Below are 17,709 nucleotides of genomic sequence, written 5' to 3' on the forward strand. Positions count from 1 at the left end.
TAATCAGGTTAAAATTCCTAACATTTAGGCGCAGGATTCCATAATGAAGAGTGACGAAGCCCGATTCGCCGGTGTACTGGAGTTTGTGGAGACTCTGCGCACCGGATCCTTTACCGCCGCCGGTGCGCGCCTGGGCCTGACCGGCTCGGCGGTGGGAAAAAGCGTGACCCGGCTGGAGCAGCGCCTGGGTACCAAGATGCTCCATCGCACCACCCGCAGCCTGACACCAACCCAGGAGGGACAGCGAATGTTCGAGGGCTGGGTGGCGATTCTGGATGAGATAGATGCGCTGGAACAGGGTCTGGTGGCTGGCAGCGGATCGGTATCGGGCCGGATGAATATCCACCTGCCGGCGGCCTTTGGGCGTCGTCATGTGATGCCGCTGCTGTCACGCCTGGCGAAGGAATACCCGCAACTGGAGCTGTCGGTAAGTTTTACCGAGCGGCGCATCAACCTGATCAATGAGGGTGTGGATCTGGTGGTGCGCATCGGCGCTCTGGAAGATGACGCCGATCTGGTCGCCCGCCGACTGGGTCAACAACGGCTGGTGATCTGTGCCAGCCCCGAGTATCTGGAACGTTACGGCACACCACAAACCCCGGCGGAACTGACTGAACACGACTGCATTATCGGCAGCCGGCGCAACAATCAGCCCGCCTGGCTATTGAAAGACGCCAAGGGGCAGCTGTTCTCGCAGGTTATTCGTGCACGCTTTGACTACAGCGATGGCGATGCCATGGTGCTGGGCACTCTGGATGGGCTGGGGCTGTCGCAGCTGCCGACCTGGCTGGTGCATGATCATATTCAGCGCGGCGAGCTGGTCACAGTACTGGATAATCACGCCGGCGCCGAGATGCCGATCCATGCGGTCTGGCCCCGCTCCCGCTATCTGCAGCCACGCCAGCGTGTGGTGATCGACAGGCTGATCGAAGAATCCAGGCAACCCGGCTCAATTTACCAGCTGTAAGGCCCAGGGCTTGCGTGCACTTCAGAAGGCGTTGCGTTCGAGTACTTGCGGCAACCAGATCAGATCGGTTACGCCGACATCGAGCCCCGCTTGCGTCAGCAGCGTTGTCAGCTGGCCCCGGTGGTGGGTTTGATGATTAAAGAAGTGACTCACCGCCAACCACATCTCCAGGCGTCGCGGTGCCGGATTGACCAGGCTCTGATATTCCAGCCTGCCCTCGAGCAGTTCATCAGTCAGCGATCCGGCCCAGTCGATAATCGCCTGATCGGTGCGCTCCCGGTCGCCTTTCAGTGCGGCAAAATCTGCGTGCAGTTCGGCATCAAGTCCCGCCACTACATAAGGCTCATCGGTAAAGCGCCCCATCCAGATTTTATCCGCCAGCAGAATGTGGTTCAGGGTAGCGTGGATCGATTTGAAAAACGCCTGGCGGTCCTGCTTTCTGTCAGCATCTGACATCTCCTCACAGAGGGCGAAAATGCGCTGATTCATCCACTGGTTGTACGCGGCCATATCTCTGGCCTGTGCTGCACGCATGATAGTTCCTTGAAGTTGTTTTACCCGGTGAGCGTTAACGCTTCCAATCGCACTCAGGCTTGTCGGGCACTATACAGCAGGCCGCGCATAACTCACCGTCAGGATCTCCCAGACAACCCCATCCGCATCCCAATAAATATTACGGCCGCCGTTACGCTCATTAACCGTCATATCCACCGGCCCAAGAGGCGAACTTCGATAAGCTATGCCAGCATCAACGATCCGGGTGAAGATCGCATCGAACGCCACCTCACTGACACGGAAACAGTAGTGCTGCACAGGCAGCTGTCTATCGGTTTCGTCGAATTCGAGAGTCAGACCCTCATTGACATAAACGGGTGTAAATCGGCCGGTGACTGTCTCGCCCCAGGGAACATCCAGAAGCTGCGCCAGCCGCCTGGCCGCGGCCGTTTTGTCACGCACCGATACGATCGCATGATCCAGTTGAACACTCATCAACCTGGCCTCCTTGATACTCCGCTGAGTAAAGGATAGCCGTAACAGCGCTTCCGGCTTCTGCGCCTGATTTGGATTTTCGCCTACTCGCCAACCTCATGGCCTGCATTCAGCCTCGCGATGCGCTTGCGCTCCCGCTCTTTTGCGCGGCAGTCACGGCAGCGGACCGCTCCGGCGAAAAAATAGCCACCGACCTCTTCATACCACCATTTCTGCTGCTGCGCCGTCCATGTCTGATGCACCCCGCAATCCTGGCAGTCGAACTCAATATCGTAGTAATACTCGGGAGCTGAAGAGTAGGTATTCCCCATATTAAGCCGGGAGGGATCCACCGGCAGACGATCCGCCCGTTTATGCTTTGATCTCGTTTTTCGACTCATTACACGCCGGACCTTTCAACCTGGGGACGACATTATGCAAGGGGGAAAGCCTGGTTCAAATCAAACCAAGCGCACACATAATACTGATATAAAAGGCGTTTTACTTGAAAAAACGATACAGATAGCAGTGATAGCAATTTAACGCAGGCGTAGCCAGTTAACCCTTCGGTCGGTTCTACTCGCGCATTCAGCCACTGAAATACTGCACCACGTCTGCTGCCGATAACGGTCTGCTGAACCAGTATCCCTGGGCATAATCGATATCAAGATCCTTGCAGAACCTGGCCTGCCGCTCTGTCTCTATGCCCTCGACGACAATATCCAGCTTGAGGGTATGGCCGACATTAACGATCGCTTCCAGAAGTGCACCATCCAACTCGTTTTCCGGTGCTTCGACAACAAAGGCCCGGTCGATTTTCAAATTGGTGATGGGGAATAGCTTGAGGTAATTCAGCGAAGAGTAGCCGGTGCCGAAATCATCGATCGATATTTCAACACCCTTCGCCCGCTGGGCTCTAAGGCCATCGAGCATGCGGTCGTTGGATTTGATCAGAACGTGCTCCGTAAGCTCTATACCCAGATCTTGCGGGGCAAGATCATAGCGGGCTCTGTATTGCTCCAGCGTCTCAAAGAAATCAGCCTGCTCCAGCTGTTTGCCGGACACGTTAATATCAACGCGGATATCAAACCCCGCCTGTTTCCACGCCCTGACCTGGGCACAGGCCTGGTCCATTACCCACTCGCCAATCAGAACAATTAGGTCGGAACGCTCGGCAATAGGAATAAAAATGTCCGGCGCCGCCCCCTGGCCGCCATCCTGCGGATACCACCTCAGCAACGCCTCGCAGGAGAGCACCCGCCTGCTGGTCATATCAAACTGAGGCTGGTAAACCAGCTCGAACTCGCCCTTATCAAGGGACTGGCGTAACCCGGTCGAGATCTCACGCTGCGCCTGCAGTTGTCGGCTGAGCTCATCGGTGAACAGATGGCGCCGGTTCCTGCCGCTCTCTTTGGCAAAGTACATGGCGGCATCGGCCTGCTTGAGCAGGGTTTCCGGCTCATCACCATCGGCGGGGTAAAGGCTGATGCCGATGCTGGCGGTGATATACACATTCTCGCTATCCAGCGCGAAACTTTCGCGGAACAGACCAAGCACCTTATCCGCCACAGCGGTGGATCCATCCGCGGAGTCAACGTCGGGAAGCACCAGCACAAACTCATCGCCACCAAAACGGGCAAGAATGTTTTTGTTGCTCAAGTTGGCTTTCAGTCGCTGCGCTACTGCGGTAAGCAGTCGATCACCCCAGGTATGCCCGAGGGTATCGTTAACCTCCTTGAACATATCCAGATCGATAAACAGGATGGCAAATTTGCCCTGCTCCGCCTGCCTTTGACAGATCAGCCTTGCCAGCTCAACGGCAAGATAGCGACGGTTTGCCAGGCCGGTCAGCGCGTCGGTGATTGCCAGCGCCTTCAGCTCCTCGCGAGCCGCGTACTGCTCGCGCAAATCCACATCGACACAGAACATCTCCGGGGAGGCGGTGTGCTCCTTCAGCATCACGTGGGATGAAAACACCGGAACCGGGTATCCCTCCTTGTGTTTCAGCAGCAGCTCTGCAGAAGGTATCGAGATCCCCTTGTCCACCCAGTCAGCGTGCATCCTGATAACCTCGGCTGCCATCTCCTGGGGGATAATCAGGTCTTCAAGCTTGCGCCCGATAGCCTCCTCTTTTTCATAGCCATAGAGTTCAACGCTGGACTGGTTCCAGTAGATGACCCGACGCTCCTTGTCGTAGCCCTGAACCGAGACTTTCGGCAGCCTATCGATCAATTGCAGAAACAACCGCTCATCCGAGTCATCACTCTTTACCGGTGCTCTGCGATTCATCTCTTCTGGTTCCATATCGCCGCCTCCACTCCTTAGCGCTTTAACCCGGTCCGACGCAGGTTCAACCTAGCAGATAACGCCCAGTGATCGAGTTCAACATGCAGATCCTTTACTCACACAAGGTAAAATTAGCACTTATAGCGCTGTTCGATTTTCTCCAGTCCTACCTATCCCTATCCGGACCGGCGCAGTAGCCCTGACACGGGCGCTCAGAACGAGGGGAAAATGCACGTTTCTGCCACCGCCAGCCTTCAACAACATCACTGACGCCCGCGAAGACTAAGGTCGCCAAGCCCCATCAGCTGTGCAGCGCAAACGGACGATTGCAGATCAGCGGGAAGAAGCAGATGATGTGGCCTCTGAAAACTTCATTGATACTTACTTGAACAAGCATCGACTAGCAGTATGGAAATAAAATACCTGGATCTTTTCAAAAAATATTATCGGCATTCGACTCACTCCGGTCAGAGACTCGAGACGGGCTTCTCGCTCGCGACTGAGGGCCAGGTCCAGATCGGTAATAGTTACTTCGATATACGCTGCGGGTTGAATGATGGCTATTTCAAGTTTTCAATCAGCGAGGACGGCTACACCCTGTCGCTGTCCAATGCCCATAAGACGATTTCAAAAGGACCAGGACTGGTGCGCTTCGTCGAGCGCCTGTACGGCATCGGCGATAAATTCCAAAAGCTTTACGCCGATATCACAGATCATGAGTCCGTGGCTCTGGAGTGGGTCTGGATCAACCTGCCCGACTGCAAGCTGGGCCTCTACCTCTATAAAGGCACCTTTGGACTGGACATACGCTACGATGATTACCCCAGGTTAAAAATGGAGCTGGGCGCATTCACTGAGGAAAACATCGAGCTCTTTGACCAGCAGGTAAAGCAGCAGATTGAAGCCTTCTGTAAAGCGTATGTGCGCGCCATTGGCCTGACTGAAGCGCAGCCTGAAGCGCCGAAAGAAACGAGTGCGGCAGTTGCCGAAACATCGCGGCCCCTGGTATCAGGTAAGGCAGTGATGAGCACCGGTGTGGTTTCTGCACTGATTATTTCAGCGACGCTGGTTTATCTTTTCCGCTAGCCTGACGACGCAGCTCGATCTGGCTGCACGGTGAAGCCCCCTAGCCCAGTGGCTGCGCGGGCTGGCGTTCGGGATCAAGCCAAAAGGCCAGGAGTGAAAACGGCCACAAACCGAAGGGGCTGTCAGTCCAAACAGCTGGCAGCCCAAAGCCCTGCTAACCCGAAGAGATCACAGCGCCGGGCTCAGCGGGAAGGTATAGTCGCCGGGTCCCAGTGCTCATCCGCTTTACCATCGACAAAACGCCAGGTATCAAACCAGGTTGTGGTATAGGTCTCGCCCTCTTTGGTCGGATGCGGATAGGTTCGCGGCATCATCACCGTGACCAGATCATCCTCCGCCATCACGGCCACCACTGGAGTCCTCAGCTGACCACAGCTCTCCGCAGGCTCGCGCTTGAGTACTTCCGTAAAGTAATAGACCACACCCTCCACGCCCGATGCCGCGTTGGGGTTATGCTGGATGTAGCGCTCGGTCAGCCACTCCCGCGCCCTGCCCCACTGATTGCACTGCAGCAGCTCACGCATGATATGCAGCGCCGCCTGCTTGTTCCGGTGCAGTACCGGATCCTCATCGACAAACAGCGATTCCGGGTTGGGCACACCCACCACCGGTTCCTGAGCCTGAAGCGAACCGCTGAGTGCGATCAGCGCAACGGAAATAATCCTTGTGACAGCTTTCATCTGGGCAACCTTCTCTTACATCCTTTAAGTACCGGCCCGGAAGCTGAACTTCAGGCCGGTGGTCAGATGAAAGATACTACAGATAGAGGGAAAAGCAGGGACATAAACAAAAACGCCGCCCCACAGCATGTGGAACGGCGTTTGGGCTGGATGACCAAGCCAGTCAGTCGAAAGCGTTGTATCGAACAAGTCAGCGCCGCGTTGCGGCATCAACCTGGCCTGTTTACCTCGATTACTGCTTCACCACCAGGATGCGCACCGGCTCACCTGCCTCACCGGCAAAGGGATCGATATGTTCGGTGCTGGTGAACAGCAACTTGCCGTTATATTCGATTCGCGCCCTCAACCCGTAACGCATACGCTCGTCAATGGCTGAGGGGTCGTATACCAGCCTGAACGTCAAAGGCCCCGCCCCATCGACGATATGGGTGTAGTCAGTGATGACCTTGGCAGGTGCATCCATACGCGACTGATCTTCCAGCGTCACGCGGACTTCCGCGCCCGGCGGCAAGGCGATGCGCTCGCGATACCAGACTTCGCCGGTAATGACCCGCATCAGCGAGTTGTCAGCTTTCTGCGTTGGCTCAGTCATCGTTCCCTCCATACTGCTGCACGCCGTCAGAAACATCACACACATACCCAGTAACCAATTTCTGGTTCGAATCATGGTTTCCACCCTCCTTGAGACAATCCATCTGGCAGATACCTGAAAGCAGGTACCTTAAAACACCGTTAGCCTAATGCTGATCCTAAGATAGCGGCTCCACTGATAAAATGCTCCCCTTCTCTCTGATTCCGCAAACACGGGGTTCAGGCGCCGTAAAGAGACGACTGACCGGCGCGGATGCATACGAACAAGACTGCGGAGCGTTTTACTCTCCCCTGAACGCCTGGATCCTCGAACACGAATTACTCCAGACTTCTCACAACAGCAGTCGCTACAGTGGTCACAACGCCGGTCGCAACACGGGTCGCAACAACAATAGTTATAAAGTAACATTCCGGCCAAACCTAAGGTGTGATCACTCTGCTGTTACGCACCCGTAATCCCAAACAGCTTTATCCAAAAGCTTTCCCAAACTTAAGAGTCGCTATGAACGAGCAACCCAGAGCCATCCCGACCAATATCATCACCGGATTCCTTGGTGTCGGCAAAACCACCTCGATCAACTCCCTGCTGGCCAACAAGCCGGAGGGCGAATCCTGGGCGGTGCTGGTGAACGAGTTTGGTCAGGTCGGTATCGACCAGGAGATGATGCCCGATCAAGAGGGGCTGCACGTTCAGGAACTGGCTGGAGGCTGCATCTGCTGCGCGATGGGACCCACCCTGCATATAACGGTGAAGAATCTGATTGAGCAGGCCAAGCCTGACCGTCTCATCATTGAGCCCACCGGCATAGGACATCCTGAAGGCATTATCGACACCCTGATGGGGCGTACGTTCAAGGACAAGCTCGACCTGCGGGCAACCATCTGTCTGCTGGACCCGCGTTTGCTGGGTCAGGAAGAGGTGATCAACGATGAAACCTTCCATGACCAGCTCAACCTGGCCGATGTGGTGCTGATTAACAAATGTGACCTGGCGGACGCTGAACAGGTCGAAGTCGCCGAAACCAGTCTTGGCAATATGTTCCCGCCCAAGCAGCATATCGGCCGTATTACCCGAGGCGTGATCGAGCCTGCCCTGCTGGATCTGGTGCGCAACGGCCAGCTTAAGGCTCAGTTCCCTAATTCACATGAGCACGACCATCATCACGACCATGACCACCATCATGATCATGACCACTCGAATGACGCTGCTTCAGATAATGCGTCAGAAACCATGCCCGAGCCGGGCCAGCCGATTCGAAAGATTGGCAACGGCAGTGGGCGCTTCAGCTGCGGCTGGATCTTTCACCGGGACGACTGCTTCGACTACTGGGCACTGGAAGAGATTCTGAATGGTCTGGAAGGGATCAACCGCATTAAAGGCGTGATCCGCATCGGCACGGCCTGGGTGTTCTACAACCGGGTTCAAGACGAACACGACTTCGATAAGGTCGCCTACCGCCGCGACAGTCGCATCGAAATCATCAGTCCAAGGGAGTTGGACTGGGAACAGATCGAACGGGATATGCTGGGCTGTCAGATTAAAGGCTGATCGTTTTCATTCAGATGGCCCGGGAATAAATACTTGGGCCTTATCACAACCTCCCACTACCCTCCTCTTTCAGGGCTAGGGGAGGTTGTTTTTAGATTGGCCCGCCGCAGCCGCTCCCGCTCGGTCATTTCCTCCAGGCGCTCCTCAAGCGAGTTCAAACCAAGCCGTGCCCGGCGCTCATTAACCCCGGCAGCACCCTCAATCGGGAACGGCGTTGGCCAGCCACTTTCATCGACATCAAACTGGGTGCCATAGTGCTGGGGTTTGCCAGCTAAGGTACACACCCGATCCTGAAGGAATGCCAGTTGCCAGCCCTCTGCATCCTCCCTGACAACGGCCTCTTCGAGCAGACCGACACACTCCGCCATGAACTCAAGGTCTGAAACCGCATGCTGAGCGATCAGCCAGGCCGCTTTGGCCGCCTCTTCGCCAACCAAAGAAATGCCGGGCCAGCCGTGTACGCCGACCACCGCTTTCAGCCGGGCTGCATTAGCCTCATGCAGGGCTCTCATCCCGGGATGATAAGAATCAGAAGGTAGCTCTCCGGAATCAAAGAGCTGCTGTAATAACCGCTGATCTTCCGTCATCATCGAGATCAGCTCATCCGCAAGATTCTGGTTCATGGGCTCCATGCCGGTTAACGTATTAATTAAAGCGTACTGTCTTTGCGCGTCGGTTTTACTGATTTTCCAGGCTCGCAAACCAGCATGACCTTAAAGTCTGAACACTAACATTATTAATAACAATGAAACGCATGCAGATATCAGAGTTCTGACAACATTTGATGCATTCCAGCGCGGTTCGAAACTGCTACGTGCTGAAGTCAGCTCTGCTTCATTCATCGAATCCACCTTGTAGGTTTGGAGTTTATTGTTCAACGGCAGGTTAATAATTATCGTCGACAACTGGACGCCAAGCAGGTAGAAAATTGTCGCAGCGGAGAGAAGTAATAGATCTACCCCCTGTAAACGCCAGATACCCAGAATTGCCGCGATTATTAAAGCAATCACTGAACCTATCCAAACCAGGACAAAGACAGGTTGATTGTTCTGAATAACCCGATCCGTAACCTGAAAGGCGCGGATAAAATCCCTGTCATTTAAAGCTTTTATTCCTGGCATTATGACTACGGCATACGCAAAAAGGAATCCAGCGACTAAAGAGCATAAAAAGGCTGACATGATCAGTGATATTTGCAATATATCCATAATTTCTATTCAACCTCATTAAGTTTTATTGATGGAGTCTAGCGCAGAACTAATCAGCACTTCAGGGATGTCCGCCTTACGCCAATTGTTGGGTGATCCCTGGCAGGTGGGTACATTTACCTATACTGAGAACCATTGAATGGCTCAGTGCAACGAACCTTTCCCAACGTAAGTTTAATAATGCCTCCACCCAATGACTATCCGAGCCTCCCCTCAGGGTAAGTTAGTTCGAAATGCGCTTCCGCGACCTCTTTAGGTACCTGCTTAAAAACCACTAATGAACAATAGTTCGGATCAGTGCGAAGGAAAGGAGGAGCAGCAAGCACCGACTGGTGACGCTGACTGAAGAGTTCCTTGATATTTTGCACACCCAGGCGATAAACGTTGAAGCCTTTCTGGAGAGCGATTGTTTACGGCGTTATTTCTGGATGAGCAAAACCCTAATAAACCCTGAAGAAAGTGAGCTGGTTATCCCTGCTTACCCGGCTGCCCCAATTCTTTGGGGCAGCCGGGTAAAGCTAACGGGTTTATCGGTTATCGCGGCTCACACTCACGGTGACAAAGGTGGAGCCTGTAACACCGCTGTCATCCGTACAGGCCACCTCGATGCTGTACTCCCTGCCATCGCCGGTGCCTGCTCGCTCGGCGCGTAAGCTCAGGGTCAGGCCATCGAACACCCAGTCGGGCTCGGTGTTGCCGTCACCCTTGCCGTTAACCGGATCGTTGCTGGTCACATTAACGATCTGGCACTGGGTCTGAGCATCACAAGCATCTGCTCCCTGAGCTTCGATCTCGACAGCAACCATCTTATGGTTTGGCGGCCATATCGCGGAGGGCGTTGCCGAAGCGGTAACAACAGGTGCCTGATTATCGACAACCTCGATGCTCTGGAACGCAGTTGATGAATTACCCTGGGCATCGGTCGCGGTCCATTCCACTGTGGTGATACCCAGCGGGAACAGCTGGGGCGCATCGTCAGTGACAGACGCATTCGCGTCACAGGCATCGAAGACACGTGCACTGCCGATATCGACGGATGTTCCCTCCGGCGCGGCACATTCCACCACAAGATCCTGCGGCGGGGTGATTACCGGAGACGCGGTATCCAGGACGGTGATCCTGACATCATCGCTTGCGGTCAGCGCTTCGTCGTCGGTCACCTGCAGAGTGGCTGTTGTGCTGCCCAGCGGGAACACATCAGTGACTGTCACACTGCTGACGCTGCCGAAGAGATCGCTGGTCCAGAGATACTGCAGTGGGCCTGTATCGGGATCATAGGAACCACCGCCGTTCAGCGTCGCCTCTGTGCCGCTGGTGGATGCACACTCCAGGGTCTGGTCTTGCCCGGCATCTGCCACGGGCGGACTGCCGCCAACCAACACTTCCATAGAGGCCGAGCTGGTACCACCATCCTTGTCCGTTACAGCGAAGGTGAGAGTGCGTGTCCCCGGCGTTGCAAACTGGCCCGAGAACGGCACCGTTTCGCCATCACTGGCATCACCACTGGCCTGCTCCGTACCATCCACTGACCAACGCCAGCTGTAGGGTTCATCATAGGTACCGGCCGGGTCGCTCCATGAGCCGCTGACGTCAAGCACCTCCCCTACCTGCACTGACGTATCAGGTCCGACAGAGGCCAGGGGCGCCACGTTATTGACCTGAACATCGAAGCTCTCGCTCACGTTAGCGGCGCCGTCACTGACGATAACCTGCACGGTATAGATGCCGTTGTCAGCATAGGTATGTGACAGATCGAACGTCTTGCCAGTAAGCGTCGGCTCATCGACGGTGCCATCGCCGTAATCGACATACACGACCCAGGGATCGTCCGTATCGGCATCGCTGAAACTTTGTCCGGGGCGGGAGAACAGCTCACCCTCGTTGATCACCGCACCCTGGGTGTTGAGGCCATCCAGCTCCGGCGCATTGTTATCAGAGGTGATGGTAGTGGTGAAGGTGTGGGCCACGGAGTAAGGGCCGAAATCGGTCGCTCCAAATACAGCCCGCGCGAACACAGACACCCCGTACGACCCGGTACCCTCCGAAGGACAACCTGCGAATTCGCACGGATAGAGGTGGCTGGTATTCACATCGATATTGCCATCGCCATCCCGCGTCAGGTTGCCGTAGGTCCGGTTGGCGACGACGGAGCCTTCACTGACCCAGTCGCCCCAGGCGATGATCAGTTGCCATTCGTTATGTGCCGGATTGTCATCGATGATGCGGAATGTCCGGGTGACGGCGACGCCGTCGGTACCCTCAATATTCGGGAACACCGGGCCATCCGTTGTCGAACTATCCGCATTCACCACCTGGATCACCGGCGGTTCAATCGCCACAACGGCTTCGACGTTCACCGCGTAACTTTGGCTATCGGACAGTCCGTCAGAGTCCGTCACGGTCACGACAACACTGAAGTTGCCCGCGGTATTGAAGGTGTGGTCCAGAATCACATAGTGACCATAGGTGCTCAGGTCGATAACCCGGAGGGTCTCAACCGGACTGCCGTCACCGTAGTCCACCGTCACCGTAAAGGTATTCTCTGCATTGAGATCGCTAAACGACGGCGAGCAGGCAAACCGGTCACCCGCGGTGATGGTTGCCCCGTTACAGCCGCCACCGATGACCGGTGCGACCGGCGGATCCAGGTTGCTGACGGTGAACTGATGGACCGCCTCGTCGGTACCATCATCCACGACCAGTGTGCCGTTGAAGACACCGGATGACTGGTAAAGATTGGTCATCTCAAACTGGTACAAGCTGGTTGAGGTCTGGGTGTAGGGCACGATAATGCCGCAATCGGTGTCCACCTCACAGGAGCGGGTGCCGCCGGAGGCGCCGGTACAAACACCACTGCTGGCGCCGGAGGGAATTTCACAGTAGTTGTCGTCCGCATCGCCATAGAGCACACGGACCTGGAACGGGTCGTCGATATCCGGGTCGCTGAATACCCCCGGTTGTTGCAACAGGTGCCCGATACAGACATCCGCGCAGATCTCATCAAGACCGGAGCGGTCGAGTGATGTGAACGCCTGGATTATCGTCGGTGGCACATTGGCAAATTCGAAGTCAAAGTCCACCGTGGCATCATCGATCAGCGAGATCGTAGTTGAGGCCGGGTCCGGGTCACCCCACAGCTGGGCTTCTACGGAAAAACTGCCTTCGGAGCCGAACGGCTTTGTCCACTCGAAGGTTTCTGTCGTGCCGTTGACCGTCGGATCGGTGAAATCAGAGCTCACGCCATCGCTACCGACGAAGATCATAGAGGTCTGGAAGCCATCCGGGTTCTGCACCACGGCGGTAAAATCGCGCTGGTCAGCATTGCTGGCATTGTCACTGATATCAAGCGATTCGATCCAGGGCATGATCAAGGTGCTCCAGTTCCCGGCATTACGGGACAGCCGCACCCAAACGTTCTCCTGCTCCAGATTGGTACCGTCTTCAATACTGGCTGCCATCAGCGCATCGTAGAGCTTGCGGTTCTGGTAGCCATTCACCGGCAGCGCGAAGTCCATACCATGCTCAGCTTCGCAGGCCAGTTGACACATATAGCCTGTATCGCGAGGGTCGTCCTCGGGCCTCGGTTTGAAGGCAACCCCCTGGGATGTCACCTCCCAGGTATCGCCGGCACGGTCCAACCAGTCCAGCGGCTCACCGGTGCGAAGCTCGCCACAGGCGCAGCGGAAAAGCGACTGATTCTCCACATCCGTGGGGTTCCAGCGACCGTCCACACCGTTCATGAATACCCGCGTATCATCGGAGTCAGGCGTCACGCCCCACTTCCAGCTCCACGCCGAGCGCAGGATGCGGGTATCGTCCTCCGGGCAGGTAGCGACCAGGCAGCCGAAACCACCGGGGATCACATCGTTCAGCCCGAACAGTTCATTTTCACAGCCGATGTAGACCGCACAGGCGTTCGGTGAGGTATCTTCCGCCGCATCGACGAAATCCATCGCGATCCGCGCCACGTTACATTCCATCAACGCCGCCACATCGCCCTCTTCGATAAAGCCGGAGCTGTCGGCCGCCGCGTCAATCAGGGTGCGCGCCTCACCCACCACGGGGAAGGTGGTCGGATAACTATCGGGGTTCCAGAAATGACCGTAGGTTCCGCCCTCGCAGGAACCATAATCAAAATCTTTCGAGGCGCTTTTCACGTTGGACGCGTAATAACCACCTAAGGCGCCATCCTGCCAGATCCAGCTCAGCGTCTTTGCCAACCCCGTACAGTCGTCATTGACAGAGCAGCTCTGACTGGCGGTATCCAGGGTGCTGTGCAGCGAGCAGGAGCTGGCATCCACGGTGTAGGCACCGCAGTCATCGCCACAACACCCCCCGGTGCCGCCCATGGTGACCATCACCTGCTTGCCCTCGCGTCGAAGCTCGCGCAGCGTGGGCCAGCGTCGCACCTGCTGCTCACCGGACGACGTGGGATACGCCCGCTCGCAGGTTTCACCTACAGGACAAAGAGAATCGTCATTGAGACAGGCGTTGCCGGAACTGCTGCAATAGGAAGGCGAAAACTCCGGATGCACGTACCGATCTCTTCCCAGCGAGTCCTGACCGGACAGGATTTGATCAGACGGCCGGTAAACACGCGACGCGCCGAGACCGTTCTGCACGCCATCCTCCAGCGCCGCGAGGATCTCCTCGAACGTCATGCTGGCGTCCTGGCACTCTCCGTCGGGCAGAAACTCGCACGACTGGTAAGGCAGATACTCGATGGTGATCCAGACAAACTCATCGGGGTGGCTGTCCAGCCAGCCACCGATCTCTTCCATGATGTCGGAATAACTCTCGCGGTGCTCAATACAGAGGTCGTTGTGGCACAGCCACAACTCGCCGTCGAGCACATGAACATCGATCGCCAGAATACGGGCACCGGCGGTCAATTGGCCCGAAACCGTCAACGACTGGTTCGGGTCGATACTCGCGCCGTAGGCGTAGCTCTCGGTCGCGTTATGCCCGGCAATGCGCGTCACCCAGTTGATAGGTTCATCAAGCGCGATGACGTTGCGTTGGAAATCGGTAACAAAGCGGGTCCACTCTGGCCCACACCCATCACCGGAATCGGTGCCACAGGTATAGGTGCATTGGTTGGATACACAGGACGCCTCGTACTGGGGAAAGACCTGGCAATCAGACACCGTGGAGCAACTTTGTTGCGCCTGGGCGGTATTGGCAAAAACGTGGGCAAGTGCGAGAAGGACTAAGCCCGCCAGCAAGGATAAGAGCCCACGAAAGGTCAGCCTGCTGAACATGACTGTCTCCTTCGACGTATTCTCGATTCGTGGTTTAACCTTGGAATCCAGCTTCCTTTCGAAGGAGACAACTAACTTCCATCGAATACCGCTGCGGCGGTCAGACAGTAGGTCCCTCAGACAAGTAAGTTTAGGAGACGGGGGGTATGCGTCAAACCTGACGCGTCATCAAACAACCGATGACGGGGCTTTAGCGCAGCGCGTATTGAGATATCAGGATAGAAAAACCTGGCGGAAGTGGCTTAAGCCTGAGGGGAAAAATAGCGACGCAGTGTTAAATCTGTTTGGACTGAATTGCCACATATCGCTTAAGTCACTCCGCACCCCCGTGCCATAAGCGATTATTCGCAGGCTGATGCCATTTATTATTGGCCTGAATTACAGCACCCCGAGCCTTGCTGAATCGGCGGACAGGCCACCGAACCATAGGAACAGAAGACGCAGCAGTCACCCGCTTTGGGTTTCAGCAGAGTGTGGCAGGCCTCACACTCGTAAAAATACTGGCAAGCATCAGTGGGCATCACTTCGGTCTTCTGATGACCACATTTCGGGCAGGTGATGGTCGACTCTAGAATCAGTTCTGCCATAGTTGGTTGCCTCCTCGCCCTGCGGTTACCGCTCGCCCAGTTCTTTCAATATATCCCGGGAATCAACCGATAGCGCACACGGCGTGCATAGTCGCGATATCCCGGCAACTCTTCCTGTAAAGTCCGGTCTTCAAGTACGGTTCTAATCACCGCGATGATTAACGCCAGCATCGCAGGAATCAGTGTCCATACCGTGCCAAGCGCAAGCACTATACCGAAGGGTGCAAGAATATTTCCGGAATAACCTGGATGCCGCACAAACCGGTATGGTCCAGTATCACAGACCACATGGCCCCGATCCGTCTGTATACGTACCACGCTGGAGAAAAAGCGGTTCTCTGCGAACGCCCATATGGCGAAGGCGTATCCGAGGGAGACCAGAATAAAGCCAATTACGATGAGCCATAGCGGAAACTCCGGCGACCATTGATAGCGGTGGTCCAGACCAGCCACAATGACCAGGGGAAAGCCGATACTCAGCGCCATCAGTGGCGCAAGCACTTTGTCCCAGGGTTTGGCGTTTTGAATAGTTTCCATACTTTGTCGTTCGTCCAGTAATCCGGGATGCCGTTGTTCCGCCCACCAGTGCCCGCCCATACCAGCCGCAAAGATCAGCACGGAATATAACCATGCCTGCCACCAGCCGAGATCCCCACCGCATATCAATAAAATCAGCGGGATCAGAAGATAAAGCACAAACAGTCTGATCCACTGGCGAGAACTCCCTGGTTGAGCTGCCTCGCCATTCTCTGTCTTTGGTGACATGCCTTGCTTCCCAGTGGTCTGACGCCTTAATAAACGGCGCACATTATCTGAGGTGCTGAAGTACGCGAGGATCGATCGCCGCGGCGCTAAACATACCACCGGCAAGCGCACCGGCGATGCCCGGGCTCATCACGTCCTGGCCCGACAGGAACAAGCCCGGAACCGGCGTGCGAGCATTGAACGCATCTGACAGTATCCTGCGCGGGGTCGTTTCGACACCATAGAACGCGCCTTTATCGTGGCCGGTAAATGAGACAGTGGCAAGTGGTGTGCCCAGTTCGCGATAGACCACAAGCGGCGCCAGGTCCGGGAATTGCTTCTCGAAATGCGCCATCATTTTGGACTCGACACTCTGCTTGAATGCCGCCCATTCGTCATCTCCCCGGGCCGCCACTTCCGACACCGATGGCCAATCGGCCCACACCAGCAGGTCGCCAGAGTATTTGTTTGCTGGGCCGGGGTCATGGGAGGGATCCTTGAGGGATGCAAAGGAGACAAACATCATCGGGATCGACCCATCCTCTGCGGGCATCCATATGGCGTCACTGGTATCCCAGTTTTCATAAAACCAGTGGTTCGAGCGCGTGGCGCCGTGGCGGGCGATCTCCCCCTCGAAGCCAAGAAAGAGGTCGAAGTGGCAGAGCGAGGGTTTGAAGGTGGTTATCTCCTGCGCCCAGTCATGTTCGCGGATCGCCTCCGGTAGCAGATGCTTCACGGTTTCAGCTGCGCCGATCGCCGAGACGATGCGGGGCGCTCTGAATACCTCGCCGGTACGGGTCTTCACGCCCACGGCTTGGTCGTCTTCAATGACTATCTCGCTGACCGACGTCTGCGCGCGGGCGCTGCCCCCTGCCGCTTCGATCACCGGCACCAGCCCTTTTGCGATGGCGGCTGCACCACCTACCGGATAGCCCGCACCTTCCAGATAGTGGCCCATGACGGTGGCATGAAAGGCAAAGCTCGCTTCTTTCGGTTTGCCGCCGTAGGTGCCCCACTGGGCCGACAGCACCGAAGCCAGTTTCGGGTTGCTGACAAGCTCCGAAATCACCTCATCGGTGGTGCGGCCGCACCAGCGTTGGATTTTCCTTTTATTCCACCAGTGATGCGCGGAACGGAACGGCTCGGGTATCACTCGCTCAGCACCCACCATATGGCAGGCTTCCTCGGCCGATAACAACGCCTCAAAGTACGCATCTATTTCGGCAACGTTATCGGGAAACCGGTCTTTGAGCTCCATTTTGTAGGCGTCTGCCGGACGACCTACAGAAATCTCAAATTCATCAGGGAAGTGCAGCGTGTCGTAGACAGTGCCAACCGAGTGAAACTCGATGGTGCCGCCACTGAGCCAATCAAGGATACGTCCCGCCGGCTGATCGTGACCAAAGGTGCCGCAGTAATGCAGACCCACATCCCAGGAGAAGCCGTTTCGAGAGAAGGAATGGGTCAGTCCACCGATTGCCGGTGCTTGTTCAAGAAGCAAGACCTTGTGATCGAGCCGGGAAAGCGCAGCAGCTGTCGTCATGCCTCCCATGCCAGACCCGATGACAATAACATCGAACGCGTTAGTGGATGGATGAGCTGTCATGTGAGGTTACCGGTTTTTCCCTGTAGGTCTGTCAATAATAGACGAGGGTTCCCGGTTTCGACTCAGCTAATCCTCCTCTCCAGCCAGGCCCCAACTGCCGCTCTTGTTCTGTAAACGACCACCCTGCGCATAAGCCGAATTCATTGCTTATCTGAAATATTGCACATATAGTTGT

15 protein-coding genes are annotated in these 17,709 nt (G+C 55.9%); 3 read left to right on the forward strand and 12 right to left on the reverse strand.

Going from position 1 to position 17,709, the window contains the following annotated elements:
* Positions 1-43: 43 nt before the first annotated feature.
* Positions 44-967, forward strand: a complete 924-nt coding sequence (locus ACQUQP_RS13540) for a LysR family transcriptional regulator (protein ID WP_432695561.1) — start codon at positions 44-46, stop codon at positions 965-967.
* A 21-nt stretch (positions 968-988) separates the two neighbouring features.
* Here ACQUQP_RS13540 and ACQUQP_RS13545 read toward each other — a convergent pair whose 3' ends face one another.
* From ACQUQP_RS13545 to ACQUQP_RS13560, 4 genes are all read right to left on the reverse strand, one after another.
* The gene (locus ACQUQP_RS13545; protein WP_432695562.1) at positions 989-1,501 is read right to left on the reverse strand and encodes a DinB family protein; all 513 of its coding nucleotides are present in this window, start codon (positions 1,499-1,501) and stop codon (positions 989-991) included.
* A gap of 69 nt (positions 1,502-1,570) precedes the next feature.
* Positions 1,571-1,957 (reverse strand): VOC family protein, encoded by a 387-nt coding sequence (locus ACQUQP_RS13550; RefSeq protein WP_432695563.1) that lies wholly within the window; start codon positions 1,955-1,957, stop codon positions 1,571-1,573.
* 83 nt (positions 1,958-2,040) lie between these two features.
* A complete protein-coding gene (locus ACQUQP_RS13555) occupies positions 2,041-2,337 on the reverse strand; it encodes a zinc-ribbon domain containing protein (protein WP_432695564.1) in 297 nt (98 codons plus the stop codon).
* A 187-nt stretch (positions 2,338-2,524) separates the two neighbouring features.
* Positions 2,525-4,240, reverse strand: coding sequence for an EAL domain-containing protein (locus tag ACQUQP_RS13560; protein ID WP_432695565.1), 1,716 nt, complete (start codon positions 4,238-4,240; stop codon positions 2,525-2,527).
* Between the two features lie 390 nt (positions 4,241-4,630).
* On the opposite strand from ACQUQP_RS13560, the gene ACQUQP_RS13565 reads away from it, so the two are divergent.
* Positions 4,631-5,308, forward strand: a complete 678-nt coding sequence (locus ACQUQP_RS13565) for a hypothetical protein (RefSeq protein WP_432695566.1) — start codon at positions 4,631-4,633, stop codon at positions 5,306-5,308.
* Between the two features lie 182 nt (positions 5,309-5,490).
* Here ACQUQP_RS13565 and ACQUQP_RS13570 read toward each other — a convergent pair whose 3' ends face one another.
* Positions 5,491-5,988, reverse strand: a complete 498-nt coding sequence (locus ACQUQP_RS13570; RefSeq protein WP_432695567.1) for a nuclear transport factor 2 family protein — start codon at positions 5,986-5,988, stop codon at positions 5,491-5,493.
* Between the two features lie 232 nt (positions 5,989-6,220).
* Positions 6,221-6,580 carry a YbaY family lipoprotein gene (locus tag ACQUQP_RS13575; protein WP_432695568.1) on the reverse strand — a complete coding sequence of 120 codons (360 nt, stop codon included), beginning with the start codon at positions 6,578-6,580 and terminating at the stop codon, positions 6,221-6,223.
* 501 nt (positions 6,581-7,081) lie between these two features.
* Here ACQUQP_RS13575 and ACQUQP_RS13580 point away from each other — a divergent pair.
* On the forward strand, positions 7,082-8,128 hold the full coding sequence (locus ACQUQP_RS13580; protein ID WP_432695569.1) for a CobW family GTP-binding protein: 1,047 nt from the start codon (positions 7,082-7,084) through the stop codon (positions 8,126-8,128).
* 56 nt (positions 8,129-8,184) lie between these two features.
* Here the strand turns inward: ACQUQP_RS13580 and ACQUQP_RS13585 are convergent, their stop codons facing one another.
* From ACQUQP_RS13585 to ACQUQP_RS13610, 6 genes are all read right to left on the reverse strand, one after another.
* On the reverse strand, positions 8,185-8,829 hold the full coding sequence (locus ACQUQP_RS13585; protein ID WP_432695570.1) for a DUF6624 domain-containing protein: 645 nt from the start codon (positions 8,827-8,829) through the stop codon (positions 8,185-8,187).
* A gap of 12 nt (positions 8,830-8,841) precedes the next feature.
* Entirely contained in the window at positions 8,842-9,336 is a 495-nt protein-coding gene (locus tag ACQUQP_RS13590) for a DUF1772 domain-containing protein (RefSeq protein WP_432695571.1), read from the reverse strand.
* Between the two features lie 527 nt (positions 9,337-9,863).
* Positions 9,864-14,597 carry a PKD domain-containing protein gene (locus tag ACQUQP_RS13595; RefSeq protein ID WP_432695572.1) on the reverse strand — a complete coding sequence of 1,578 codons (4,734 nt, stop codon included), beginning with the start codon at positions 14,595-14,597 and terminating at the stop codon, positions 9,864-9,866.
* A 365-nt stretch (positions 14,598-14,962) separates the two neighbouring features.
* On the reverse strand, positions 14,963-15,184 hold the full coding sequence (locus tag ACQUQP_RS13600; RefSeq protein WP_432695573.1) for a GDCCVxC domain-containing (seleno)protein: 222 nt from the start codon (positions 15,182-15,184) through the stop codon (positions 14,963-14,965).
* Between the two features lie 45 nt (positions 15,185-15,229).
* On the reverse strand, positions 15,230-15,949 hold the full coding sequence (locus ACQUQP_RS13605) for a methyltransferase family protein (RefSeq protein WP_432695574.1): 720 nt from the start codon (positions 15,947-15,949) through the stop codon (positions 15,230-15,232).
* Positions 15,950-15,992: 43 nt separating this feature from the next.
* The gene (locus ACQUQP_RS13610; protein ID WP_432695575.1) at positions 15,993-17,534 is read right to left on the reverse strand and encodes a phytoene desaturase family protein; all 1,542 of its coding nucleotides are present in this window, start codon (positions 17,532-17,534) and stop codon (positions 15,993-15,995) included.
* Between the last annotated feature and the right edge of the window lie 175 nt (positions 17,535-17,709).

It is taken from the genome of Marinobacterium sp. YM272 (genome assembly GCF_050908845.1).
Lineage (GTDB): Bacteria > Pseudomonadota > Gammaproteobacteria > Pseudomonadales > Balneatricaceae > Marinobacterium_D.

What these genes read in the sequence shown, in the direction of transcription:
- ACQUQP_RS13600 (WP_432695573.1), bottom strand. Translation starts at nt 15,184, where the DNA reads ATGGCAGAACTGATTCTAGAGTCGACCATCACCTGCCCGAAATGTGGT.
- ACQUQP_RS13575 (WP_432695568.1), bottom strand. Translation starts at nt 6,580, where the DNA reads ATGACTGAGCCAACGCAGAAAGCTGACAACTCGCTGATGCGGGTCATT.
- ACQUQP_RS13555 (WP_432695564.1), bottom strand. Translation starts at nt 2,337, where the DNA reads ATGAGTCGAAAAACGAGATCAAAGCATAAACGGGCGGATCGTCTGCCG.
- ACQUQP_RS13550 (WP_432695563.1), bottom strand. Translation starts at nt 1,957, where the DNA reads ATGAGTGTTCAACTGGATCATGCGATCGTATCGGTGCGTGACAAAACG.
- ACQUQP_RS13590 (WP_432695571.1), bottom strand. Translation starts at nt 9,336, where the DNA reads ATGGATATATTGCAAATATCACTGATCATGTCAGCCTTTTTATGCTCT.
- ACQUQP_RS13565 (WP_432695566.1), top strand. Translation starts at nt 4,631, where the DNA reads ATGGAAATAAAATACCTGGATCTTTTCAAAAAATATTATCGGCATTCG.
- ACQUQP_RS13610 (WP_432695575.1), bottom strand. Translation starts at nt 17,534, where the DNA reads ATGACAGCTCATCCATCCACTAACGCGTTCGATGTTATTGTCATCGGG.
- ACQUQP_RS13560 (WP_432695565.1), bottom strand. Translation starts at nt 4,240, where the DNA reads ATGGAACCAGAAGAGATGAATCGCAGAGCACCGGTAAAGAGTGATGAC.
- ACQUQP_RS13580 (WP_432695569.1), top strand. Translation starts at nt 7,082, where the DNA reads ATGAACGAGCAACCCAGAGCCATCCCGACCAATATCATCACCGGATTC.
- ACQUQP_RS13595 (WP_432695572.1), bottom strand. Translation starts at nt 14,597, where the DNA reads ATGTTCAGCAGGCTGACCTTTCGTGGGCTCTTATCCTTGCTGGCGGGC.
- ACQUQP_RS13540 (WP_432695561.1), top strand. Translation starts at nt 44, where the DNA reads ATGAAGAGTGACGAAGCCCGATTCGCCGGTGTACTGGAGTTTGTGGAG.
- ACQUQP_RS13545 (WP_432695562.1), bottom strand. Translation starts at nt 1,501, where the DNA reads ATGCGTGCAGCACAGGCCAGAGATATGGCCGCGTACAACCAGTGGATG.
- ACQUQP_RS13570 (WP_432695567.1), bottom strand. Translation starts at nt 5,988, where the DNA reads ATGAAAGCTGTCACAAGGATTATTTCCGTTGCGCTGATCGCACTCAGC.
- ACQUQP_RS13605 (WP_432695574.1), bottom strand. Translation starts at nt 15,949, where the DNA reads ATGTCACCAAAGACAGAGAATGGCGAGGCAGCTCAACCAGGGAGTTCT.